At 48.8% G+C, this 18,984-nt stretch carries 14 protein-coding genes; all 14 read left to right on the top strand.

The genetic code is table 11. The features are described 5' to 3' along the window. Positions 1-20 precede the first annotated feature (20 nt). Positions 21-704 carry a flagellar basal body L-ring protein FlgH gene (gene flgH / locus CFK45_RS01295; RefSeq protein ID WP_239923497.1) on the top strand — a complete coding sequence of 228 codons (684 nt, stop codon included), beginning with the start codon at positions 21-23 and terminating at the stop codon, positions 702-704. Beyond that, the gene (locus CFK45_RS01290) at positions 704-1,810 is read left to right on the top strand and encodes a flagellar basal body P-ring protein FlgI (RefSeq protein WP_414630743.1); all 1,107 of its coding nucleotides are present in this window, start codon (positions 704-706) and stop codon (positions 1,808-1,810) included. Before flgH ends, CFK45_RS01290 begins: the two co-directional genes overlap by 1 nt. Beyond that, positions 1,810-2,901, top strand: coding sequence for a flagellar assembly peptidoglycan hydrolase FlgJ (flgJ, locus tag CFK45_RS01285; protein WP_096084586.1), 1,092 nt, complete (start codon positions 1,810-1,812; stop codon positions 2,899-2,901). The genes CFK45_RS01290 and flgJ overlap by 1 nt, the downstream gene beginning before the upstream one ends. Next, entirely contained in the window at positions 2,898-5,669 is a 2,772-nt protein-coding gene (gene flgK / locus CFK45_RS01280; protein ID WP_096084585.1) for a flagellar hook-associated protein FlgK, read from the top strand. The genes flgJ and flgK overlap by 4 nt, the downstream gene beginning before the upstream one ends. 18 nt (positions 5,670-5,687) lie before the next feature. Further along, complete coding sequence (flgL, locus tag CFK45_RS01275; RefSeq protein ID WP_096084584.1) at positions 5,688-6,947, top strand: flagellar hook-associated protein FlgL; 1,260 nt, start codon at positions 5,688-5,690, stop codon at positions 6,945-6,947. 199 nt (positions 6,948-7,146) lie between these two features. After that, a complete protein-coding gene (locus CFK45_RS01270) occupies positions 7,147-8,910 on the top strand; it encodes a flagellin N-terminal helical domain-containing protein (protein WP_096084583.1) in 1,764 nt (587 codons plus the stop codon). Positions 8,911-8,975: 65 nt separating this feature from the next. Continuing rightward, entirely contained in the window at positions 8,976-10,613 is a 1,638-nt protein-coding gene (locus tag CFK45_RS01265; RefSeq protein ID WP_096084582.1) for a class I SAM-dependent methyltransferase, read from the top strand. Positions 10,614-10,964: 351 nt separating this feature from the next. Beyond that, a complete protein-coding gene (locus CFK45_RS01260; RefSeq protein ID WP_096084581.1) occupies positions 10,965-12,743 on the top strand; it encodes a flagellin N-terminal helical domain-containing protein in 1,779 nt (592 codons plus the stop codon). 70 nt (positions 12,744-12,813) lie between these two features. Further along, positions 12,814-13,203, top strand: coding sequence for a flagellar protein FlaG (locus CFK45_RS01255; RefSeq protein WP_096084580.1), 390 nt, complete (start codon positions 12,814-12,816; stop codon positions 13,201-13,203). 343 nt (positions 13,204-13,546) lie between these two features. Continuing rightward, a complete protein-coding gene (gene fliD / locus CFK45_RS01250; RefSeq protein ID WP_096084579.1) occupies positions 13,547-15,643 on the top strand; it encodes a flagellar filament capping protein FliD in 2,097 nt (698 codons plus the stop codon). 79 nt (positions 15,644-15,722) lie between these two features. Then, positions 15,723-16,100: a flagellar export chaperone FliS gene (gene fliS / locus CFK45_RS01245; RefSeq protein ID WP_096084578.1), complete on the top strand. Its 378-nt coding sequence runs from the start codon at positions 15,723-15,725 to the stop codon at positions 16,098-16,100. Positions 16,101-16,361: 261 nt separating this feature from the next. Then, entirely contained in the window at positions 16,362-16,745 is a 384-nt protein-coding gene (fliS, locus tag CFK45_RS01240) for a flagellar export chaperone FliS (protein WP_096084577.1), read from the top strand. A gap of 179 nt (positions 16,746-16,924) precedes the next feature. Next, positions 16,925-17,194, top strand: a complete 270-nt coding sequence (locus tag CFK45_RS01235) for a hypothetical protein (protein WP_143247444.1) — start codon at positions 16,925-16,927, stop codon at positions 17,192-17,194. A gap of 166 nt (positions 17,195-17,360) precedes the next feature. Beyond that, the gene (locus tag CFK45_RS01230; protein WP_096084575.1) at positions 17,361-18,794 is read left to right on the top strand and encodes a sigma-54 dependent transcriptional regulator; all 1,434 of its coding nucleotides are present in this window, start codon (positions 17,361-17,363) and stop codon (positions 18,792-18,794) included. Positions 18,795-18,984: the final 190 nt, after the last annotated feature.

The raw sequence follows: 18,984 nt of genomic DNA, 5'->3' as shown, positions 1-18,984 counted from the left end.
ATTAAATGTGCCGTCTTGCTGTGAGTAACTATTCCCTTAGCGCTATTGCACTAGTGCTGTTAAACGGCTGTGTGGTTCAGGCGCCTCCGGTACCCGACGATCCATATTACGCCCCGGTAATGCGTGCACACGATATTCCAGCACAGGCAAACAACGGTTCACTGTATCGACAAAATGTTGCGTTGGATCTATTTGGCGATCGCAAAGCGAAACGTATCGGAGATATTTTGACCATTGTGCTCCAGGAAAATACCAGCGCAAATAAAAGTGCAAATATAGAAATCACTAAAGACAACGAGCTGGCAACAACTGCTGCCAACGGCGGTACCGTACTTGGAACAACACCCGGTCTTGGCAATATGAGCCTGGTTACCGATTTAGGCATGGAGCGTGAATTTACTGGCGAAAGCGATGCCGATCAAAGCAATTCATTACGCGGCAGCATATCGGTCACGGTCATTGATGTTTATCCAAATGGAACACTACTTGTGCGAGGTGAAAAATGGATAACCTTAAATCGCGGTGATGAGTTTATTCGTATCAGTGGCCTTATCCGACCCGATGATATCAGCCCAAGCAATACGGTTATGTCCACGAAAATTGCCAATGCACGTATTCAATATGCCGGTACGGGTGAGTTCGCCGATGCCCAGCAAATGGGTTGGGCCAGCCGCTTCTTTAACAGTGCAATATGGCCGTTCTGATGTTGCGTTTTAATTGTTTGATTTTGCTGTTTTTCATTTCGCTTCAGCCTATGTTTTCGCTGGCCGAACGCCTGAAAGATATTGCCTCGATTGCCGGTGTGCGCAGCAACCAACTTGTCGGCTACGGTTTGGTTGTGGGGCTTGATGGCACCGGTGACAAAACTAACCAAACACCGTTTACCACGCAGAGCTTTGAGGCGATGTTGAGCCAGCTCGGTATTACTCTTCCACCCGGTTCGAGTTTTCAGTTAAAAAATGTTGCGGCCGTGGCGCTTCACGCTGAGCTGCCTGCATTTGCAAAACCGGGTCATAAAATTGATGTAACCGCTTCGTCGATTGCCAATGCAAAGAGCCTTAGAGGCGGAACCTTATTAATGGCGCCGCTAAAAGGTATTGACGGTCAGGTTTACGCCATCGCCCAGGGCAATTTGATTGTCGGTGGTTTTGGCGCTGAGGGTAAAGACGGCTCGCGTATTACCGTTAATGTACCGAGCGTGGGTCGCATACCTGATGGAGCAATGGTCGAGCGCTCTGTGCCAACTAAATTTGGCGGCGACAATGAAATACAATTTAATTTACACAACCCTGACTTTACTACCGCCAAACGGGTTGCCGACAGTATTAATCGCTTGCTTGGGCCGGATGTGGCCCAGCCGACAGATGCGGCTAGCATTAAAGTTCAGGCGCCACTTAATCCAGCTCATCGGGTTGATTATCTGGCCCTACTTGAAAATGTCGAGGTTACACCGGCCGAAGCTGCAGCAAAAATTATTATTAATTCGCGCACCGGTACCATTGTCGTAGGTAAGCACGTTCGGGTTGCGCCGGTTGCGGTCACTCACGGTTCTTTAACGGTAACGATCAGCGAGAGTTCAGCTGTCAGTCAGCCAAATGCCTTTGCCGATGGTGAGACGGTTGTTGTGCCTGAGAGCGATGTAGAGATTCAAGAAGAAAGTGGCCAGATGTTTAACTTTGCACCGGGGCCGAGTCTCGATGATATCGTTCGTGCGGTCAATGAGGTTGGTGCGGCGCCCGGCGATTTAATGGCCATACTTGAGGCGCTAAAACAGGCCGGTGCGCTAAAAGCAGAGATAGTGGTGATCTAATGAGCTACGATGCCCTTGGCCACAGTTCCGCCGCACTAGCTACAACAGATGTCTACACCGATTTAAGCGGTTTGCAGCAACTTAAGCACAGTAAAGATAAAGAGGCCGCGTTAAAAAAAGTTGCCCAGCAATTTGAATCTTTATTTGTCTCGATGATGCTAAAGTCGATGCGCCAGGCCAACGATGTGTTTTCTCAAGGCTCGATGTTCGATAGCAGTGAGAGCCGTTTTTACCGCGATATGTACGATCAACAGCTATCGCTAAGCCTGGCTCATGGCCGGGGCATTGGCATCGCCGATGCGATGTACCGGCAATTAAGTGGCGAGCAACAGCGCAGCATTCAACAGTCGGAACTTCAAGCCCCGGCCGTAGCTAAGCGTGCGGCGCTAGTTAACGCCAATGGCCACGCTGTAGATAGTGGCGCGGCGAGAGACCATCTTGTTAATAGTGGCAAGCTTAATGATGTAGAAGTTCACGGCGCCAACTCCAATGATATTAAGGTCGATAGTAGCCGGGTAGATCAAGACTCCGTGCAAAAGAGCTTCGACGTTGACGGGCTGGATGACTTTATAAATAAACTGCAGCAGCACGCTGAAGCGACGGCAAAAAAACTGGGAGTTGATGCGGATATCCTGCTTGCACAAGCCGCGCTTGAAACCGGTTGGGGCAAAAAAGTAATTAAAGATTCGCAAGGGCTCAGCAGTTTTAACTTTTTTAATATTAAAGCGGGTTCGTCCTGGCAAGGCGATCGCGTTAGCAAAACAACTCTCGAATTTATCGGCGGTGTTGCCAAAAAAGTCAGTGCGCAATTTCGCTCTTACGAAGGTGCCGCCGCAGCGTTTGAAGACTACCGAGCCCTACTTAGTCAAAACGGGCGCTATGACTTGGCCTTGAGCCTTGCCGCCGATGCCGGGAAATTTGTTGCCGCGCTGCAAGATGCCGGCTATGCAACCGACCCCAATTACAGCAACAAAATTATGTCGGTCTATGAGCGCATTAAAGACTGGCGCGAGAGCGATAAAGTCAGAAGTGGGTTTAACGGCGATAGCTCAAGTGGCGATGGGGCTGGCGAGCTTGGGGTGAGACCATGAGCTCCGATCTTCTCGGCACCGCGGTTACCGGTCTGCGGGTTAGCCAGTCGGCCCTGAGCACCACAGGGCACAACATTGCCAACGCCGGCGTCGATGGTTATAGCCGTCAGCGAGTTTTGGCTGAGACTGCACCGGCGACGCCTCAAGGTGGTTTTTATGTCGGCAACGGCGCCAGTGTTGCGTCGGTCGAGCGCCAGGTAAATCAATTTTTGGTTCAGCAGCTGCGCGTTGATACAACCCTGTACAACGAGCTCGAGGTATTTCACAGCGAAATCGCCCAGCTCGATTCGCTGTTATCCGATGCATCCACAGGGCTTTCCGGTGCGTTTGAGAGTTTTTTTGCGGCAATGCAAAACGGCGCAGACGACCCAACTTCTATTCCCGCGCGCCAGCTTATTATTAGCGAATCCATTAACTTGGCGGATCGTTTTAATACCATCCATTCACGCCTTGTGTCGATTAACGATGGCATCAATAGCGCATTAGAGACGGCGGCGGCGGAAGTGAATGCGCTGGTTGCCAATGTCGCAGAGCTAAACAGCAAAATTGCCGACGCCCTCGGCTCCGGCAACGGTGAGCCAAACGATTTAATGGATCAGCGCGATCAAACACTTAAAGAGCTGTCGAAATACATCAGTTTTCAAACCTACGATCAGGGTTTTGGCGAAATTAATATCCTAATCGCCAATGGCCAGAACCTGGTGGTCGGCTCGGAAGCCCGGCAAATAGCAGTCGTTGCCGACCCTGAAAACCCATCGCAGCGGCAACTTGTGTTCGTTGGGGACGAAGCGCAGCGGCCATTGCCGGAGGGCAGCCTGGGCGGCGAAATAGGCGGCTTGTTTCGCTTTCGCGATGACGCGTTAGCGGATACCTACAATCAAGTGGGGCGAGTGGCAGTGGTGCTTACTGACAGCTATAACGATATGCATCACCTCGGTCTCGATTTAAATAATAATTTTGGTGGCGATTTTTTTCTCGATGTTAACGACAGGCAAGTTACCTTAGATCGGGTTATCGCAAGTTCTGAAAATCCGCCGCCAAATGACCGGGTGATGAGCTTGTATATTCGCGATGCCGGTCAGTTGAGCACCAGCGATTATCGAGTCGAAATGGTCAATGACGGTTTATATACCGTTACCCGATTAAGTGATGGCGCCGAACTTGTCCGTGAACTATTACCCGGCTCTTACCCGTTTAGTGTCGAGTTTGACGGTATGGAGCTGTACTTTGAGCGCGGCTCGTTTCAAGCTGGAGACTCGTTTTTATTACAGCCAGTGCGCAACGGCGCGCGCGATTTTGAGTCGGTGCTAGTCAGTCCAGATGAATTGGCATTTGCCTTGCCGCTACTGACCGATGCGTCACTGGGCAATCGCGGCAGCGCCGATATTAGCGCAGGGCAGCTACTGTCGTTAAGCGATGCCGCCGGCAATGCACTGCCGCTGTTTGCGACACCGGGACAAATTAGTCCGCCACTGTTGGTGAATTTTATCTCGGATAGTATTTATGAAGTGCTCGATAACAGCGACCCTGCAAACCCGCAGCCGCTCAACCCACCGATGTCGATGCGCGACTACGTGCCCGGTACCGATAATTTCTTATTTTCCAGCGATCCGGGTGAAACCCAGGTACTGATGGATGGCGCCAGTATTGGTCTGCCCGCAGGCTCGGTGCCGGTGATTGGTGGCGGGCCTTTATTTAATGGTTATCCCAGCGAAGTGATCAGCATTGAGAGGCCGCCGAGTGCCTCAGGTGGTGGCGCATCGATTGATACGGTAACGATTCCTGCAAATGCCAGTGCGCGGGCAATCGCCAGTTTATTTAGCAATATTGAAGGCGTTGAGAGCAACGCCAGCAGTTATGCAGAATTAAGCGCAACCAATAATTTAAGCCTCAGTTCGCCGCTGCAAATAAATATCAATGGTGAAGATTTGATTGAGTACGAGTTTGATCCGGGCCTCGGCACCTTTGTTATCGCTGCCAACGTACCGGATCCTGCCACCGATGAAGTGGCCTTTAATCAATATCTGGAGCAGCGTATCAATGACAATAGCAACCTTCAGGCGCTTGGTTTTTTTGCTAAATCGGCCGTTGATGCGGCCACTGGCATAGAGGAGCTTCGTATTTATGCAGCGCACGGCGATGATATTCAAATCACCCTGGAGGCGGATAATACCGGCCCGGACACGATGAATGTCAGTGACGGCATCAACCCTGTTGTTGCACTCGATGGTCAGGGTGTTGGTGTAACGGCTGCGTTGGCGGTTGGTGGAACCTTGGATTTATTTTTGCCCGATGGCGTTGCGTTTCCGGCGGGAGCCCCGGTCAGTGCTTTATTTGGCGATCCGAGCGCCGCAGGTTTTGCGCAGTCAACCTATCTAGGTATTCAAGTTTATCTTCGCGGCGAGCCTGCCGCCAACGATACCTTTTCATTAGATTTTAATATCGACGCGGCCTCCGATAACCGCAATGCCTTATCACTGGTTGAGCTCGAGGCACAAAAAACCGTGGGCCAGGGCGTGTTGAGTTACAGCGATGCTTATGCCGCGTTGGTGGAAACGGTAGGCATAGACACTTCGTCATCGGGAATTAACCGCGATGCCGCCGAACAGGTACTTGAGCAGAGCCAAAAACTTCGCGACAGTATTAGTGGTGTCAACCTCGACGAAGAAGCGTCGGATCTTATTCGCTTTGAGCAGATGTACGCTGCAAATGCTCAAGTTATCAGTGTGGCACGGGAATTGTTTAATACGTTAATAGGCTCTTTCTAACGGAAAACTGTTGCCGCTATGCGTATTTCAACCCAACAAATTTTTAATATTGCCAATAACAGCATGGCTGATGCAAGCAAGGCCATGGTGAAAACTCAGGAACAATTAAGTACGGGGCGGCGTGTACTTGAACCTTCGGATGATCCTGTTGCGTCGACAAAAATTTTGGCGCTAACCGAAGAGCTGGCGATTACCGAGCAATATCGAACCAATATCAGCATTGCAAAAAATGATTTGACCATCGAAGAAGCCGTTCTGGATGGTGTGTTGAATATAATACAGCGTGTACAGGAGCTGGCCGTTCAAGCAGGTAACAGCGCCACACTCAGCCCGAGTGAATACACCTCGTTAGCCAATGAGGTTGATGCCAGGGTTGACGAGCTACAGAGCCTGATGAATTCAAAAAATGCCAATGGCGATTATATTTTTGGCGGTTATAAAAGTACCACAGAGCCTTTTGTGGGCAGTGTGCAAACGGGGTTTACTTATGTCGGTGATGAAGGGCAGAAGTTTGTTAAAGTTGCCAACAATACCACGGTAGCCTCCGGGGATTCTGGTAAAGATTTATTTGTTGATATACAGAGTAACCGGCCCGAGATTGCCACCAGTGCCTCGGCCAGTAATCGCGCCCAGCCGCCGGCGACAATCTCCATAGGTTCGGTGGTTGACAGGGCCGCATTTGAGCAGCTTTACCCCGAAGATTTAGTCATTAGTTTTAATCTCGATAGCAATATTATTCCTGCCGGGAAAAATTTTACGGTTACTGAGCGCTCAACCGGGCGTATTGTTGCGGCCGATCAGCCCTATACGCCGGGCGCCGATATTAATGTGGCGGGCCTTAGTTTTCGTATTATTGGCAGCCCTGCGTCACAAACGCCGTTTAATGCGGGTGATAAATTCTTAGTTGAAAGTACTGATAAACAGGATTTGCTAACAACCGTTGCGCGCTTTAGTGAAGTAATGAAAAACTTCGACGGCTCAGAGCAAAGCCGCAATGCGCTGGAAGATACGGTTGGCGATACCATTGCAAATTTAGGCAATGCACAAACCAGTGTGCTCGAAGTTTCCTCTAAGGTTGGCGCGCGCGTCAATACGCTCGAAAGCACGGAAAGCCTGCACACCGATGCGACGCTAGTTATCCAAGAATTAATTGCCCAGTTGCGCGATGTGGATTACGCCGAAGCATCGACGCGTTTATCTGCTGAATCTTTAATTTTGCAGGCGGCACAAACTGCATTTACTCGTGTAAGTCGTCTGAGTTTGTTTGAGCGCCTGTGAAAGCTCTTGCCGCTTGAGCGGCAAACTTTTGTCTCTCTTTATTTTTGTCTTGCTCTAAGTTGTAAATTATTTGTTTGTTTGTTTTTTAAGTTGTTGAAAATAAAGAGAAAAATATAGTTGGCACGAGGCTGGCTATTAAACAGGCAAATCCATCATTTTTTTGGTGGGGATAATTGACTAAAGGTTGTAGGAGAACACTATGCCTCTTGTTATCAACACAAACGTGGCTGCGCTAAATTCTCAGCGCCAGCTCATTCAATCTGGCAATGATATGAGTCAGGCCATGGAGCGTTTGGCATCGGGGCGTAGAATTAATACTGCGGCCGACGACGCTGCAGGTTTGGCTATTTCCAATCGCATGACCTCGCAAATTCGCGGTCTTAATCAGGCGGTGAGAAATGCAAACGACGGCGTGTCACTGATTCAAACAGCCGAAGGGGCCATGGATGCAACAACCAATATTTTGCAGCGTATGCGCGAGCTGGCCATTCAATCGGCAAACGGTATTTACGCCGATGTCGACAGGCAAACACTCGATGCTGAAGTTCAGCAATTAAAAGCGGAGCTCGATCGTATCGCCACGTCGACGTCATTTAACGGTCAGTTATTGCTCGATGGCAGCCTCGGCGAAGTGGATCTACAGGTTGGCTCGCAAGCCTATGAAACCATCACGATGAATATTCCAGCAATGGATATTAATACCTTAGGCGGCGATGCCGGTGGCGATATCGTGGGCACAACGATGAGTGTTGATCCGACGGCAATGACTATCGACGGCACCGGTACCAACACCTTGGAAATTAACGGTCAGGACGTTGGTGATCTCAGCTCGGCAACCAATATGCAAGAGCTGTTAGATTTATTTAATACCAATGTTAGCGGGGTGACGACAACAGCCTTTACCGAAATTGTCGCCGCGTCGACCGGTACCGGTATTCTCCGCGGTGGCGACACGATGGACCTCACCGTGCATCAACTCGATGGCACAATAAATACCTATCAAATAGGCGATACCGGCAGTATGGATGAGCTGGCTGCGCGGGTAGGTGAAATTACCGGCGGCAGTGTCACCGGTGAAATTAACGATGCCGGCTTACTTGTGTTATCAAATTCGGACGGCGCGGCGATTAACGTAACCTATACCGGTGCGACGGCTGCCAATACCGGTATTACAGCGTCGGCCGGTATCGCGATTAACCAGGCCTACCAGGCGTCGCTGGATTTTACTTCCGCTGACGGCACCGGTGTGACCATCGCCTATGGCACCACGGCTGTGACCAACGGTGCGGAAGTGGAACTCGGTGTGAATGCGCGCACGGCGGTCGGCGATATTCAGGGCATCGAGGTGGCCGATGGTACGGAATCTGCGTTAGCTGAAGGTGATGTGATTATTAACGGCATTACGATCGACGCCGTTGCGATCGGCGCAGATGCCTTTGCCACGGTGCAGAATCTCGCCGATCAAATTAATGCAAAATCGGCCGAACACGGTGTTGTGGCAACGGTTGCAGCGGGTGGCACGGCTGCCGATGGTGTGTTGTCGCTCAACTCGGTTGACGGAACAGAAATAACCATTGAATTAACCGGCGCGGCCAACGCAACCACAACGGGTTTATTGGAAACAAATAACTCGGCGACTCAGGGCAATTCAGTGGCCGATATTCAGATCGCAACTGTGGATGGCGCCCAGGAGAGTTTAGCAATTATCGATACAGCGCTGGAAACTATTAATGATACGCGCTCCCAGCTCGGTGCAATTTCCAATCGCCTGGAATTTACGATGGGTAATTTGTTAAATGTTGTTGAGAAAACTGAAGCATCGCGCTCGCGTATTATGGATGCCGACTTTGCCGCCGAAACCTCGGAATTAAGTCGGGCGCAGGTGTTGCAGCAGGCCTCCCAGGCGATGCTGGCGCAGGCCAATGCCCAACCTCAACAGGTACTTCAGTTGCTGCAAGGGTAAACGCAGCACAGCAGCGCCGCCGACTATGAAAATAAATAAGGCGGCGCTGGTTATGGATTTCCTCTATGATCGAAACTCAGGAAGATAAAGCACTGCTCAAGCACTGTCTTAATAAAGACTATGTGTCGTGCGCAAAAATAAATATTCGCCGCCAACTTCAGGGGCGACTCCCCGATACGGATCTTAATACTCAGGTTTTCTTTTTAAGCCACTTAAAACCCAGTGACGTTGATGCACAAACCAGGCGAGCACTGCTGCAACTGCTTGAACTGGACTCGTTGGATGTCAGTCGTTTGACCGCTTTGCTCGGTCAAATACTTGTCGATGAGTTAAACGCTGATGCCGATAATTTGATTGAACAGTCGCTCAAAAATGATTTATTAAAGCCCTTTCTGAAAAGCATGCTGTGCAGCAATATTGCGCTTGAACATCTTTTATCAAAGCTTCGCCATGCTTTATTAATGAAACTTGGCGCTGAAGGCGCATTAAATCACGGCGAAATCGATCTTGCGTCTCACTTGCTGCTACAACTGATAAAAAATGAATATTTATGGGCTGTGAGCCCGATAGAGCAAGAACTTGTTCAGGGCCTTCATCAGTTGTTGCTATTGTCGTCAAAGCAGCCTGCCTGGGAGCCAGAAAAAAGCAATTTGCTGATTTTAATGCTGGCTCTTTATATGCCCTTAGAAGAGTTGTGGCAAAACTATCAGCTATATGAATTTAGCCGGCAGCAGTGGCCGAATATTCTGCTTCCGGCCTTGGCGTTAACCGTGCAAGCGAAACTGCATGAAGCTCGGTTAAGAGAGACGATTCCGTCATATATGGATTCACTATCGGCTGTGTCGGCCAAAGTACAAGCGCAATATGAGCAGCATCCTTATCCGCGCTGGCAGCGTTTGCGCCTGGACAAAGCTCAGACGAGCAAGGCATATTTTAACAAAACGCTGCCGGGGGCTCGTTTTTCATTTCTCGACAATAAGCGTGTTGATATTTTGGTGGCAGGCTGTGGCACTGGCTCTCAGCCCCTATCTCTTGCTGCGCAACTTACGAATACTCACGTTACTGCGATTGATCTCAGTCTGGCGAGCTTGAGTTATGGCAAGCGTATGTCTGAAAAATTGCGTATTGACAACGTTGACTTTGCTCAAGTAGATCTCTTAGATGCGGCTTGCCTTAAGCAGGATTTTGACTTTGTTGTTTGCAGTGGTGTGTTACACCATTTAAACGACCCTTTGCAGGGCTGGCAGGTACTGACCCGATTGCTGCGAGACGGCGGTGTTATGAGCATCGCGCTTTACAGTGCGATTGCCAGAGCCGAGATTCGCCGCCAGCGCGCGTTTGTGCATCAGGCCGGCTTATCGTCTTCGGCCTCGGATATTAAAAAGTATCGCCAGGTTCTAATGCAGCGTGAGCCCGATTCAACAATCACCCAGTGTCGAGATTTCTGGTCGCTCAGTGAATGCCGAGATTTGATATTTCACGAGTGTGAACATCAGTACAGCTGGCTCGGGGTGAAAGAGGCGCTGGATAAACTGGGGCTTAAGTTGCTAAAAGTAGAGGCTCCCGAGGCGAGTCTTGCGCAGTTTGATCGCGCCTTTCCCGAAACAGGGGCGCGATTGAAACTGGAGAATTGGCACGAGTTTGAGAAAACAGCACCATCCACATCTATAGGCATGTATCACTTTTGGTGTGAAAAGCGTTAATGCAGAGAAGTGTTAAAGTGTATTTCGATATTTCTTTTGTGTTCGTAAACTGATTTTGTTATGCCTACTAATTCTATTTTATTTTTTTGCCGAAGTTTTGCAGCAGGCTTAGCTTATGGCTTGTCATTCGCTGCTGTCCCTACTTAAGTTATTGAAAAATAAGGTTTATATTGTTTTGGATGTGGGCCGCCTTTACACGTGTTGCCGCTAAATAATAAGTTTCAAAATAAGCCTAAAGTTCCCCGTAAATAAGCCGAAAAACTAAGCAGTGCGAAGTGGGATGTAACCCTTCGTGATAATAAACCTGTCTCATTAGATAGGTTCTCGGAAACTTATTTTGGGAGGCTCACCATGCCTTTAGTTGTTAACAGTAATATCTCCTCACTGAACGCCCAGCGTCAGCTGCTTCAGTCCGGTATGGAACTGGATAAGGCAAGTGAGCGACTCGCATCGGGTAGGCGCATTAACTCGGCGGCCGATGATGCAGCCGGCCTTGCGATTTCTAACCGTCAAACGTCTCAGATTCGCGGTCTGGATCAAGCTATCCGGAATGCAAACGACGGTGTCTCACTGATTCAAACGGCTGAAGGTGCCCTGGATGAGACAACTAACATCCTCCAGCGTATGCGTGAGCTGGCCATTCAATCGTCGAACGGCATTTATTCAGATACCGACCGCGCAACCCTGGATGCTGAGGTTCAGCAGCTCAAAGCAGAAATTGACCGAATTGCAGAGACAACCTCATTTAACGGCCAAAATATTCTCGACGGCACCTTAGGTGATGTCAGCCTGCAAGTGGGCTCCGATGCCAATCAGACCATTAGCTTTACCGTTGGTCAGCTCGATGCTGATAACTTAGGTGGTGCGGCCTCTGCGGATATCGTCGGTACTGAATCTGCGCAAACCGTAGGCGGTGCAGTTGCCGACCTTTCTGAAGCGTTAAACGAAGTTACCGGCGCTGCCAACTTGACTTTGACCATTAACGATCAAGATGTCGGTGACCTGACTGACGCCACCGTAGGTGCGACTCTAGAAGACAAACTCAGCACTATTAATGAAGCTGTATCCGGTGTTGAGGCTTCGGCGTTTGTATCGCTGACAGCAGATAGCGACGGCAACGGTGTTATTCGCGGCACAGACTACGTGCAGCTGGCGATTCTTCGTCAAGACGGCACAACCACAACTCTGCAAGTCGGCGATACCGGCAGCATGGAAGAGTTTGTCGACAAGGTGAACGAGTTAGGTGGTGCCGATATTGAAGCCAGCCTTAACGATGATGGCCGTTTAGTGCTTTCTAGTTCAACCGCTGAAACCATTACCGTCACCGAAAGCGGTGTGGTCTCGGCCGATGCCATTGGTGTAACAACCGCCACGGCGCAGCAAGCTCAGCTCGAGCTGACCATTACCGATGATTCGGTCGACAATATTGATGTTGTTTACGGTTCGGCGATCACTGCTGATATGTCTGGTGACATTGGTCTGCAAGCGCGCACTGACGGCAATATCACCGGCGCGACGGCGATCACTGCAAACTCCCTGGATCTTGTTGAAGGTGACATGACCATCAACGGCGTTGAAATCGGTGCTGTGACCGGTAGTGCCACGCTCGCCACTCAGCTGACCAATATGGTTGACGCCATTAACTTGAAATCTGCTGACCACGGTGTGGTGGCGACATCAAGCGGTACGGCAATCTCGCTGAACTCGGTAGATGGCTCGGAGATTTCGATCGAGTTTACCGACACCTTGGGCACCATGGATGAGATTCTCACCGCCTACGGTTTGATCGAAACCAATTCCTCGGAGTTTCAGGGCAACGCGGTATCGGATGTAGATATTTCTACAGAAGCGGGTGCGCAAGCGGCGATCGAAGTGATTGATACCGCGCTTGAGCAGATCAACACCACTCGTTCAGAGCTCGGTGCGGTCAACAACCGCCTCGATTTCACCGTCTCGAACTTGAGTAACGTCAGCGAAAAAACCTCGGCCGCGCGCTCTCGAATTGTCGATGCCGACTTTGCCGCTGAAACCGCTCAACTGAGTCGCGCTCAGGTACTGCAACAAGCCTCTCAGGCCATGCTGGCCCAGGCCAATGCAAGGCCTCAGCAAGTATTGTCACTGCTGCAGTAGTGATGAAGTAGGACTGGGAGCAATTAAGCTGGTGACTTCGGTCACCGGCTTTGACGCAGAGAGGTGACCCATGAATGAAGTAAGGCTAGGACAAGCAGCCCTGCAGGCTGTGATAGGTTCTTCTTCATCTAAGGGGGCAGCAGATGCTAAAGAGCAGCCGCCATCGCAAGCAGCTTCGGCTGCACAAGCGGTTCAAGACAAGGCCAACGAAGCAGAGCAAGCCAAGCCGGCAAGTGAGCTTGACCTCAAGCAAGAGGTCGCCAGAGTCAATGACTATGTACAGAATGTACAGCGCGATCTGCAATTTAGTGTTGATGAAGAATTGGACCGCACCATTATTCGTGTTGTCGATAGCGATTCAGGAGAATTGATCCGTCAGATTCCCGAGGACATCTTTTTGGAGTTGGCCCGGCGTCTTGAGCAAGACGGTGAGATGCATTTACTGAACGCGCTCGGTTAGCGCGAGTTTAAGCTTCTTTAGGGTGCCAGCATTTTGCTCGCGCCCTAAAGTTGTTGTTAGGGCTTGCGGGCTTTTATCTGTTAAGCCCGTCGTTCGTGAGCTTATTTCCCCTATCTTATTTATGCCCGATTAAGCTGGCATTAATCTCGCATATTCTCTTTCGGAAACGGAGATGTAAAAGTACATAACGCTCTATTTCCGCTGTGGGCGTCAGAAAAGTGGCATAACTAAAACTGTTTAACAAACTAAAGGTTCCTATAGTTTCGGCCAAAGCGGGCGATACTCATAAATGAGTAATTGCGCGCCTTTTGCTGTGCTATAAACGCCTTGGTTTTTTAAGACTATGATCGACAACAATATCATTCAAAGCTTAGGGGCTGGTTCGGGCATTGATACGAGAAGCCTGGTTGAGCAACTGGTTGAAGTTGAACGAGCAGCGCCCCAGCAGCGTATCGATTCAAAAACAGAGCTCGCCGAAACCCGGATTTCAGATTTTGGCCTGCTCTCGAGCGCACTGTCGACCTTGCGTGATGCTGCAAACATACTGACCGATCCCGAGTCACTTTTTAGTAAAACGGCGTCATTCACCGAAAGTGATGCTTTAGTTCCCCTTGAGTTAGATACTGATGTTCAACCGGGTTCATATTCATTTAATGTCAGCCAAATTGCTAAATCTCACACGCTTGCCTTTGATGGCTTTAGCGATCCGACCGATCAAGTTGGTGAAGGTACACTGAGTTTTAATTTTGGCTCGTGGGATCGAAGTGGTTTACCGTCGAGCGCTCCAAGTTTTAGCCAAGATCCCGATGCCGAGAGTTTTGATATTGTTATCGATAGTGATAACAACAGCTTAGAAGGGCTTCGCGATGCAATTAACAATGCTGAGAAAGGCGTAACTGCATCAATTATTTACGACGGCTCTCAATATATCTTAAGTGTGGTGTCAGAATCCGGGCTGAATAATGAGCTGGAAATTGTCGCCTCGGAAGCCGGTGGAACGCCGAGTAACAACGACGATAACGATCTGAGTTTTTTCTCATACAATGCCGATAAAACGGTTGCGGCATCGACCTTCCTGGATATTTACGACGATTTTGAAAAACAAGCCGGCCAGGATGCCGAGCTGACTTTAAACGGCATCAGCATCAGCCGCGAGAGCAACACCATTGATGATATCGTCGAGGGTTTAAAACTCGATGTGCTCAAGGTTATGGATGCCAACGATCTTGTCACCATTACCATTGAAGACGACAAAAACTTTGCCGAGCAAAATATACGTGCGTTTGTCGAGGCCTACAACGGCTTTATTGACGCAACCGACCCTATTTTTGGGGTCAATGAGGTTGAAAATGACGATGGTGAAACGGAAACAGTTGTTGGTTCCCTGGCGAACGATGCGTTGGCTAAATCCATTTTAAGCCAAATTCGCTCGGTGATTGCATCGTCTATTCCCGGTTTGGCTGATTCAAATTTTTCCTCCCTGACAAACCTTGGCATCCGAACAGATCTTGATGGAAAACTGACCATTGACGAGGAAGATTTCAGCCGAGCTTTTGACGAAAATTTTGAAGATGTGCAAAAGTTACTGGCACCACATACATCGTCGAGCTCCGAAGATGTTTTAATTAATAGCTTTAACGATGCGACAGAAGCCGGGCAATACGAGCTTATTGTTACCCAGGCGCCATCGAAAGGTTTTTTTCACGGTGCAGCGGCAAGTTTTCCAATTGATACTTCAACCAAGACTTACGGTTTTACGATTACGGTTGATGGTGTGACATCTTCGGCGCTACAACTGCCCGATGCCAGCTATGACAACCAGGATGAAATTGCAGCAGCGTTACAAAGTCTTATTAATAATGACAGTGCCATTAGTGACGGTAATAAGTCTGTTGTTGTCAGTTACAACGCCAGTGACAACCGTTACGAGTTTACTTCGTCCTCGTACGGATCTAGTTCAAATATCGTGTTTAGTGCAACAAGTGCAGACGCTTCCGAGCTCGGTTTAAGTGATGCTTCAGGCACAGCCGGTCAGACGGCTGCCGGAACGATCAATGGTGTTGCAGGCTTTGGCTCGGCCAACGTATTGCTGCCTGCGCTGGGTGAGCCTGGAGAGGGGCTGGCACTGCTTATTGGTGAGTCGGCAAGTTCCGCCACGCTGAATTTTAGCCGCGGCTTTTCCGGTGAATTAGAGCGTTTAATTGACAGTTTACTGAGTAGTGACGGTGTTATTGCAACACGAACAGATACGTTAGAACAGCGTATTGAATCTTACGAGACAGATCAAGATGATCTCGATCGACGCATTGGCGCTTATGAAGAACGTCTGTTAAACCAATTTATTGCAATGGAGAGAATTATTTCTTCGTTGAATACGTCGGGTAGTTTTTTAGATAACTTAATTCAGACACTTCCTTTTACCGCTCAGAACGATAATTAAACATAAAGTTTTAATGTTGTTCGCCGAAATAAATTAATAGTATTTATTAAAAATAATCAGTTTTCTCTTAGAGGTTGATATGAACTATTCCGCAGCTGTCGCTTCCTACTCACAGGTAAAAACTCATAGCGGTGTAGAAGATGCCAGCCCTCATCAGCTAATTTGTATGCTGTTTGACGGTGCCTTAGAGCGTATTGCTCAAGCAAAGGGCGCAATGGATCACGGCAATGTCGAATTAAAAGGTGCGAAAATTAATAGCGCTATTAACATCGTTAACGGCTTGCGAGAAAACTTAAATCACGATGATTCTGAGGATATCAGTGCTAATCTTGAGCGTTTATACGAATATATCACTCGCATACTCAGCCAAGCGCATTTGAAAAATGACAAAAGCCTTCTCGATGAGGCCGCTGTACTGTTAGCCGATATCTCTACTGCGTGGAAGCAGATTGCTTAACGGCACTTTTGTAATCCTTGTTTGTTGCCCCAAGTTATTTTTTATAGCTTTCGCACGCCCGTCGTAGTGCGCTGTTTTTTAAGGCTATATTGCTGGTCGGGCTTTAAATTTTCTTGATCACAATGGATCTCTATTTGGCGGCATATACGTTTATATCAGTTGGCACCGCTCTTGCTCTTTTGCTAATAATGCCTTGGATTTAGGCTGTTGTTTTATTGTTAAGCAAGACTTTGCCGCACGGCGGCAAGATGGAGGCAACTTATGTCGGTACACGCAACTTCTGCTGCAGCTCAGGTTCAACACTGCGCTAATGATCCGCACAAACTGATCAGTTTGTTAATGGCGGGAACACTCGAGCGCATTGGTCAAGCCAGGCAGAGTATCTATGACAACAAGCGAGATGACTTTGATATCCTGCTTGTGAAAATAGTCAGTATTATCAAGGGGCTAAGAGCAAGCCTGGATTTTAATCACGGTGGCGAGATCGCCCTTAATCTCGATGGTCTTTACGAGTACATGTTGGCGCGCCTCACTGATGGCACACAGTGCCCAGAAGACGATGTACTTGCGTTGAATGAACTCGAATCGCTGATGACTCAAGTAAAAGAAGGTTGGGATGCAATGCCAGCAGGGCGGGCTGCGTAAAGACTCTTTTGATTTGTTTGGGGGCTCGCTCGATGGCGCGTTCTGAACGCTTTGGACGGTAATTTATGTTTCACTTGAGCGTATTAATTGGTGTTAAGTCCCTAGTGCCAGCTTGTTATTAAAGCTTGGGCAAAAGCAGCCGAAAAGCTTTGAAACTGGTGCGGTCATGGAGCTTTTGTATGTCATTAATTAGTCGTTCACATGTTGATCTCGTTCGCCTCAGGAAAGGCATGCAAAGCTGTTTTGAAAGCGGTGATTGGATGGGGCTTAGGGCAAAAGACCGGGCCATGGGAGCCGCGCTGGATCAGGCGTTTCAAGACTCCTCCCGCAATGCGGTTGAACTGGTTGCTGAAATGGAGCGTGTACTGGCGCTCTATGCCCGGATTGTTGAGGCATTGCCCAGTAGCGAGCAAGAGATGTTGCAAGGCTTCCCATATTCTCGCGCATAACGACGTTTATTATGCTCCTGATTTGCCGACACCAAAGCAGTGCCTGCTCGTCGGTAATTTGACTATGGTCATTTTTCTGACTATACAAATTCTTACCAGCGCCGACTTCCTATCGTGAATGGAGTTCTCGTTAGAGTGGCGAAGCTTATTTGGGAAGACGTTGTATATGTTTGATGTAAAAAAGATTGCTGTGGTGTGTGATGAGGACGAGACCCGGCACGACATAGTTACGGTTCTGAGTTTTCTTGGTGAAGATGTATTTGAGTTAAATTTTGATCAGTGGCTGCAGTTAAGTAAGGACAATAAACAACACGTTGAAATTGCCTTTGCCAGTTCGGAGAAGGATCACGGCCAGTTTGCCCATTTCCTTAAGGATTGTTCGGAAGCAAATGACAGTATTGCCGTTGTTAATATCGGCCCAGAGCCGGAGCTTGGTGACAAGCTTGATGAACGAATCAAAACGATGCTGGTGGCGTCGTTTATAAAAATCCCGGGTTATAACGATCTAAACGATGCTTTGCATCGTGCTCAGTGTTTTATCAAAGCAATTAAAGCCAGGCGAAGCCATCATCAAAAACGCCCACTACATTTGTTTTCGTCTTTAGTGGGTAGCAGCGATAGCATACAGCAAGTCCGGGATATGATGGCTCAGGTCGCCGACAACGATGTTACCGTATTGATTGAAGGTGAGAGCGGCACAGGCAAAGAAGTGGTCGCGCGCAATCTCCACTATCACAGTGCTCGCCGAGAAGGCCCTTTTGTTCCGGTGAATTGCGGTGCGATTCCCGCTGAGCTGCTTGAAAGTGAACTATTTGGGCATGAAAAAGGGGCCTTTACCGGTGCGATCAGTGCCCGGGCCGGGCGTTTTGAACTCGCCGAAGGCGGCACACTGTTTTTGGATGAAATCGGTGATATGCCCCTGCATATGCAAGTCAAAATTTTGCGTGTGTTGCAAGAAAAATCGTTTGAACGTGTTGGCGGCAACAAAAGCTACAAAACCAATGTCAGAATTGTTGCGGCCACTCATCGCAACCTTGAAACGATGATAGACAAGGGCGATTTTCGCGAAGATCTGTATTATCGATTAAATGTTTTTCCGATTGAAATGCCCTCGCTGCGCCAGCGTTCGGAAGATATTCCTCTGCTTATTAACGAACTCGTAAAAAGGCTTGAGTCCGAAGGGCGGGGGTCCATCCGTTTTAGTTCGTCGGCGCTGTTGTCATTGTGCCAGCACCCGTGGCCTGGCAATGTACGTGAACTTGCAAACCTTGTTGAACGCATGGCGATTATGAAACCCGGCGCGGTTATTGGTGTCAGCGAACTGCCGCCGAAATATCGTCACGTTGATATTGAAAACGACTTCGATGACCTGACGCAAAGCACAGAAGCGTTATCCCCATCTGTTGTAAATGTTGGTGATACCGTGCTTCTGCCAGAAGCCGGTATCGACTTAAAAGAATATATCTCCGAGCTTGAGCAAACACTGATTCAACAAGCGCTGGACAACAACAGCGGCGTGGTCGCAAGAGCGGCCGAACAGCTTATGATTCGCCGTACTACCCTGGTTGAAAAAATGCGTAAATACGGTATGCAGCGCTAATGCTGTGGCCGGCATTTGCGTAAGTTTTAGTAAAGTCGGGCCCTCAGCTTTTCCCCATAGTTTTCTTTACTCCTGTGGCTGAATGTCAATCTCTTGACTTTGGCCTGAATTTTATCTTTTTTAAGTGTTTGATAATAAAAGATAATTTTTGTTGGCAAAGTCTTTGCTGTCTATACCAATAGTCCTACTA

Source organism: Agaribacterium haliotis (genome assembly GCF_002312815.1).
GTDB lineage: Bacteria > Pseudomonadota > Gammaproteobacteria > Pseudomonadales > Cellvibrionaceae > Agaribacterium > Agaribacterium haliotis.
Note: the sequence above shows the minus strand (reverse complement) of the source record. Positions and strands in the feature narration are given on the sequence as shown.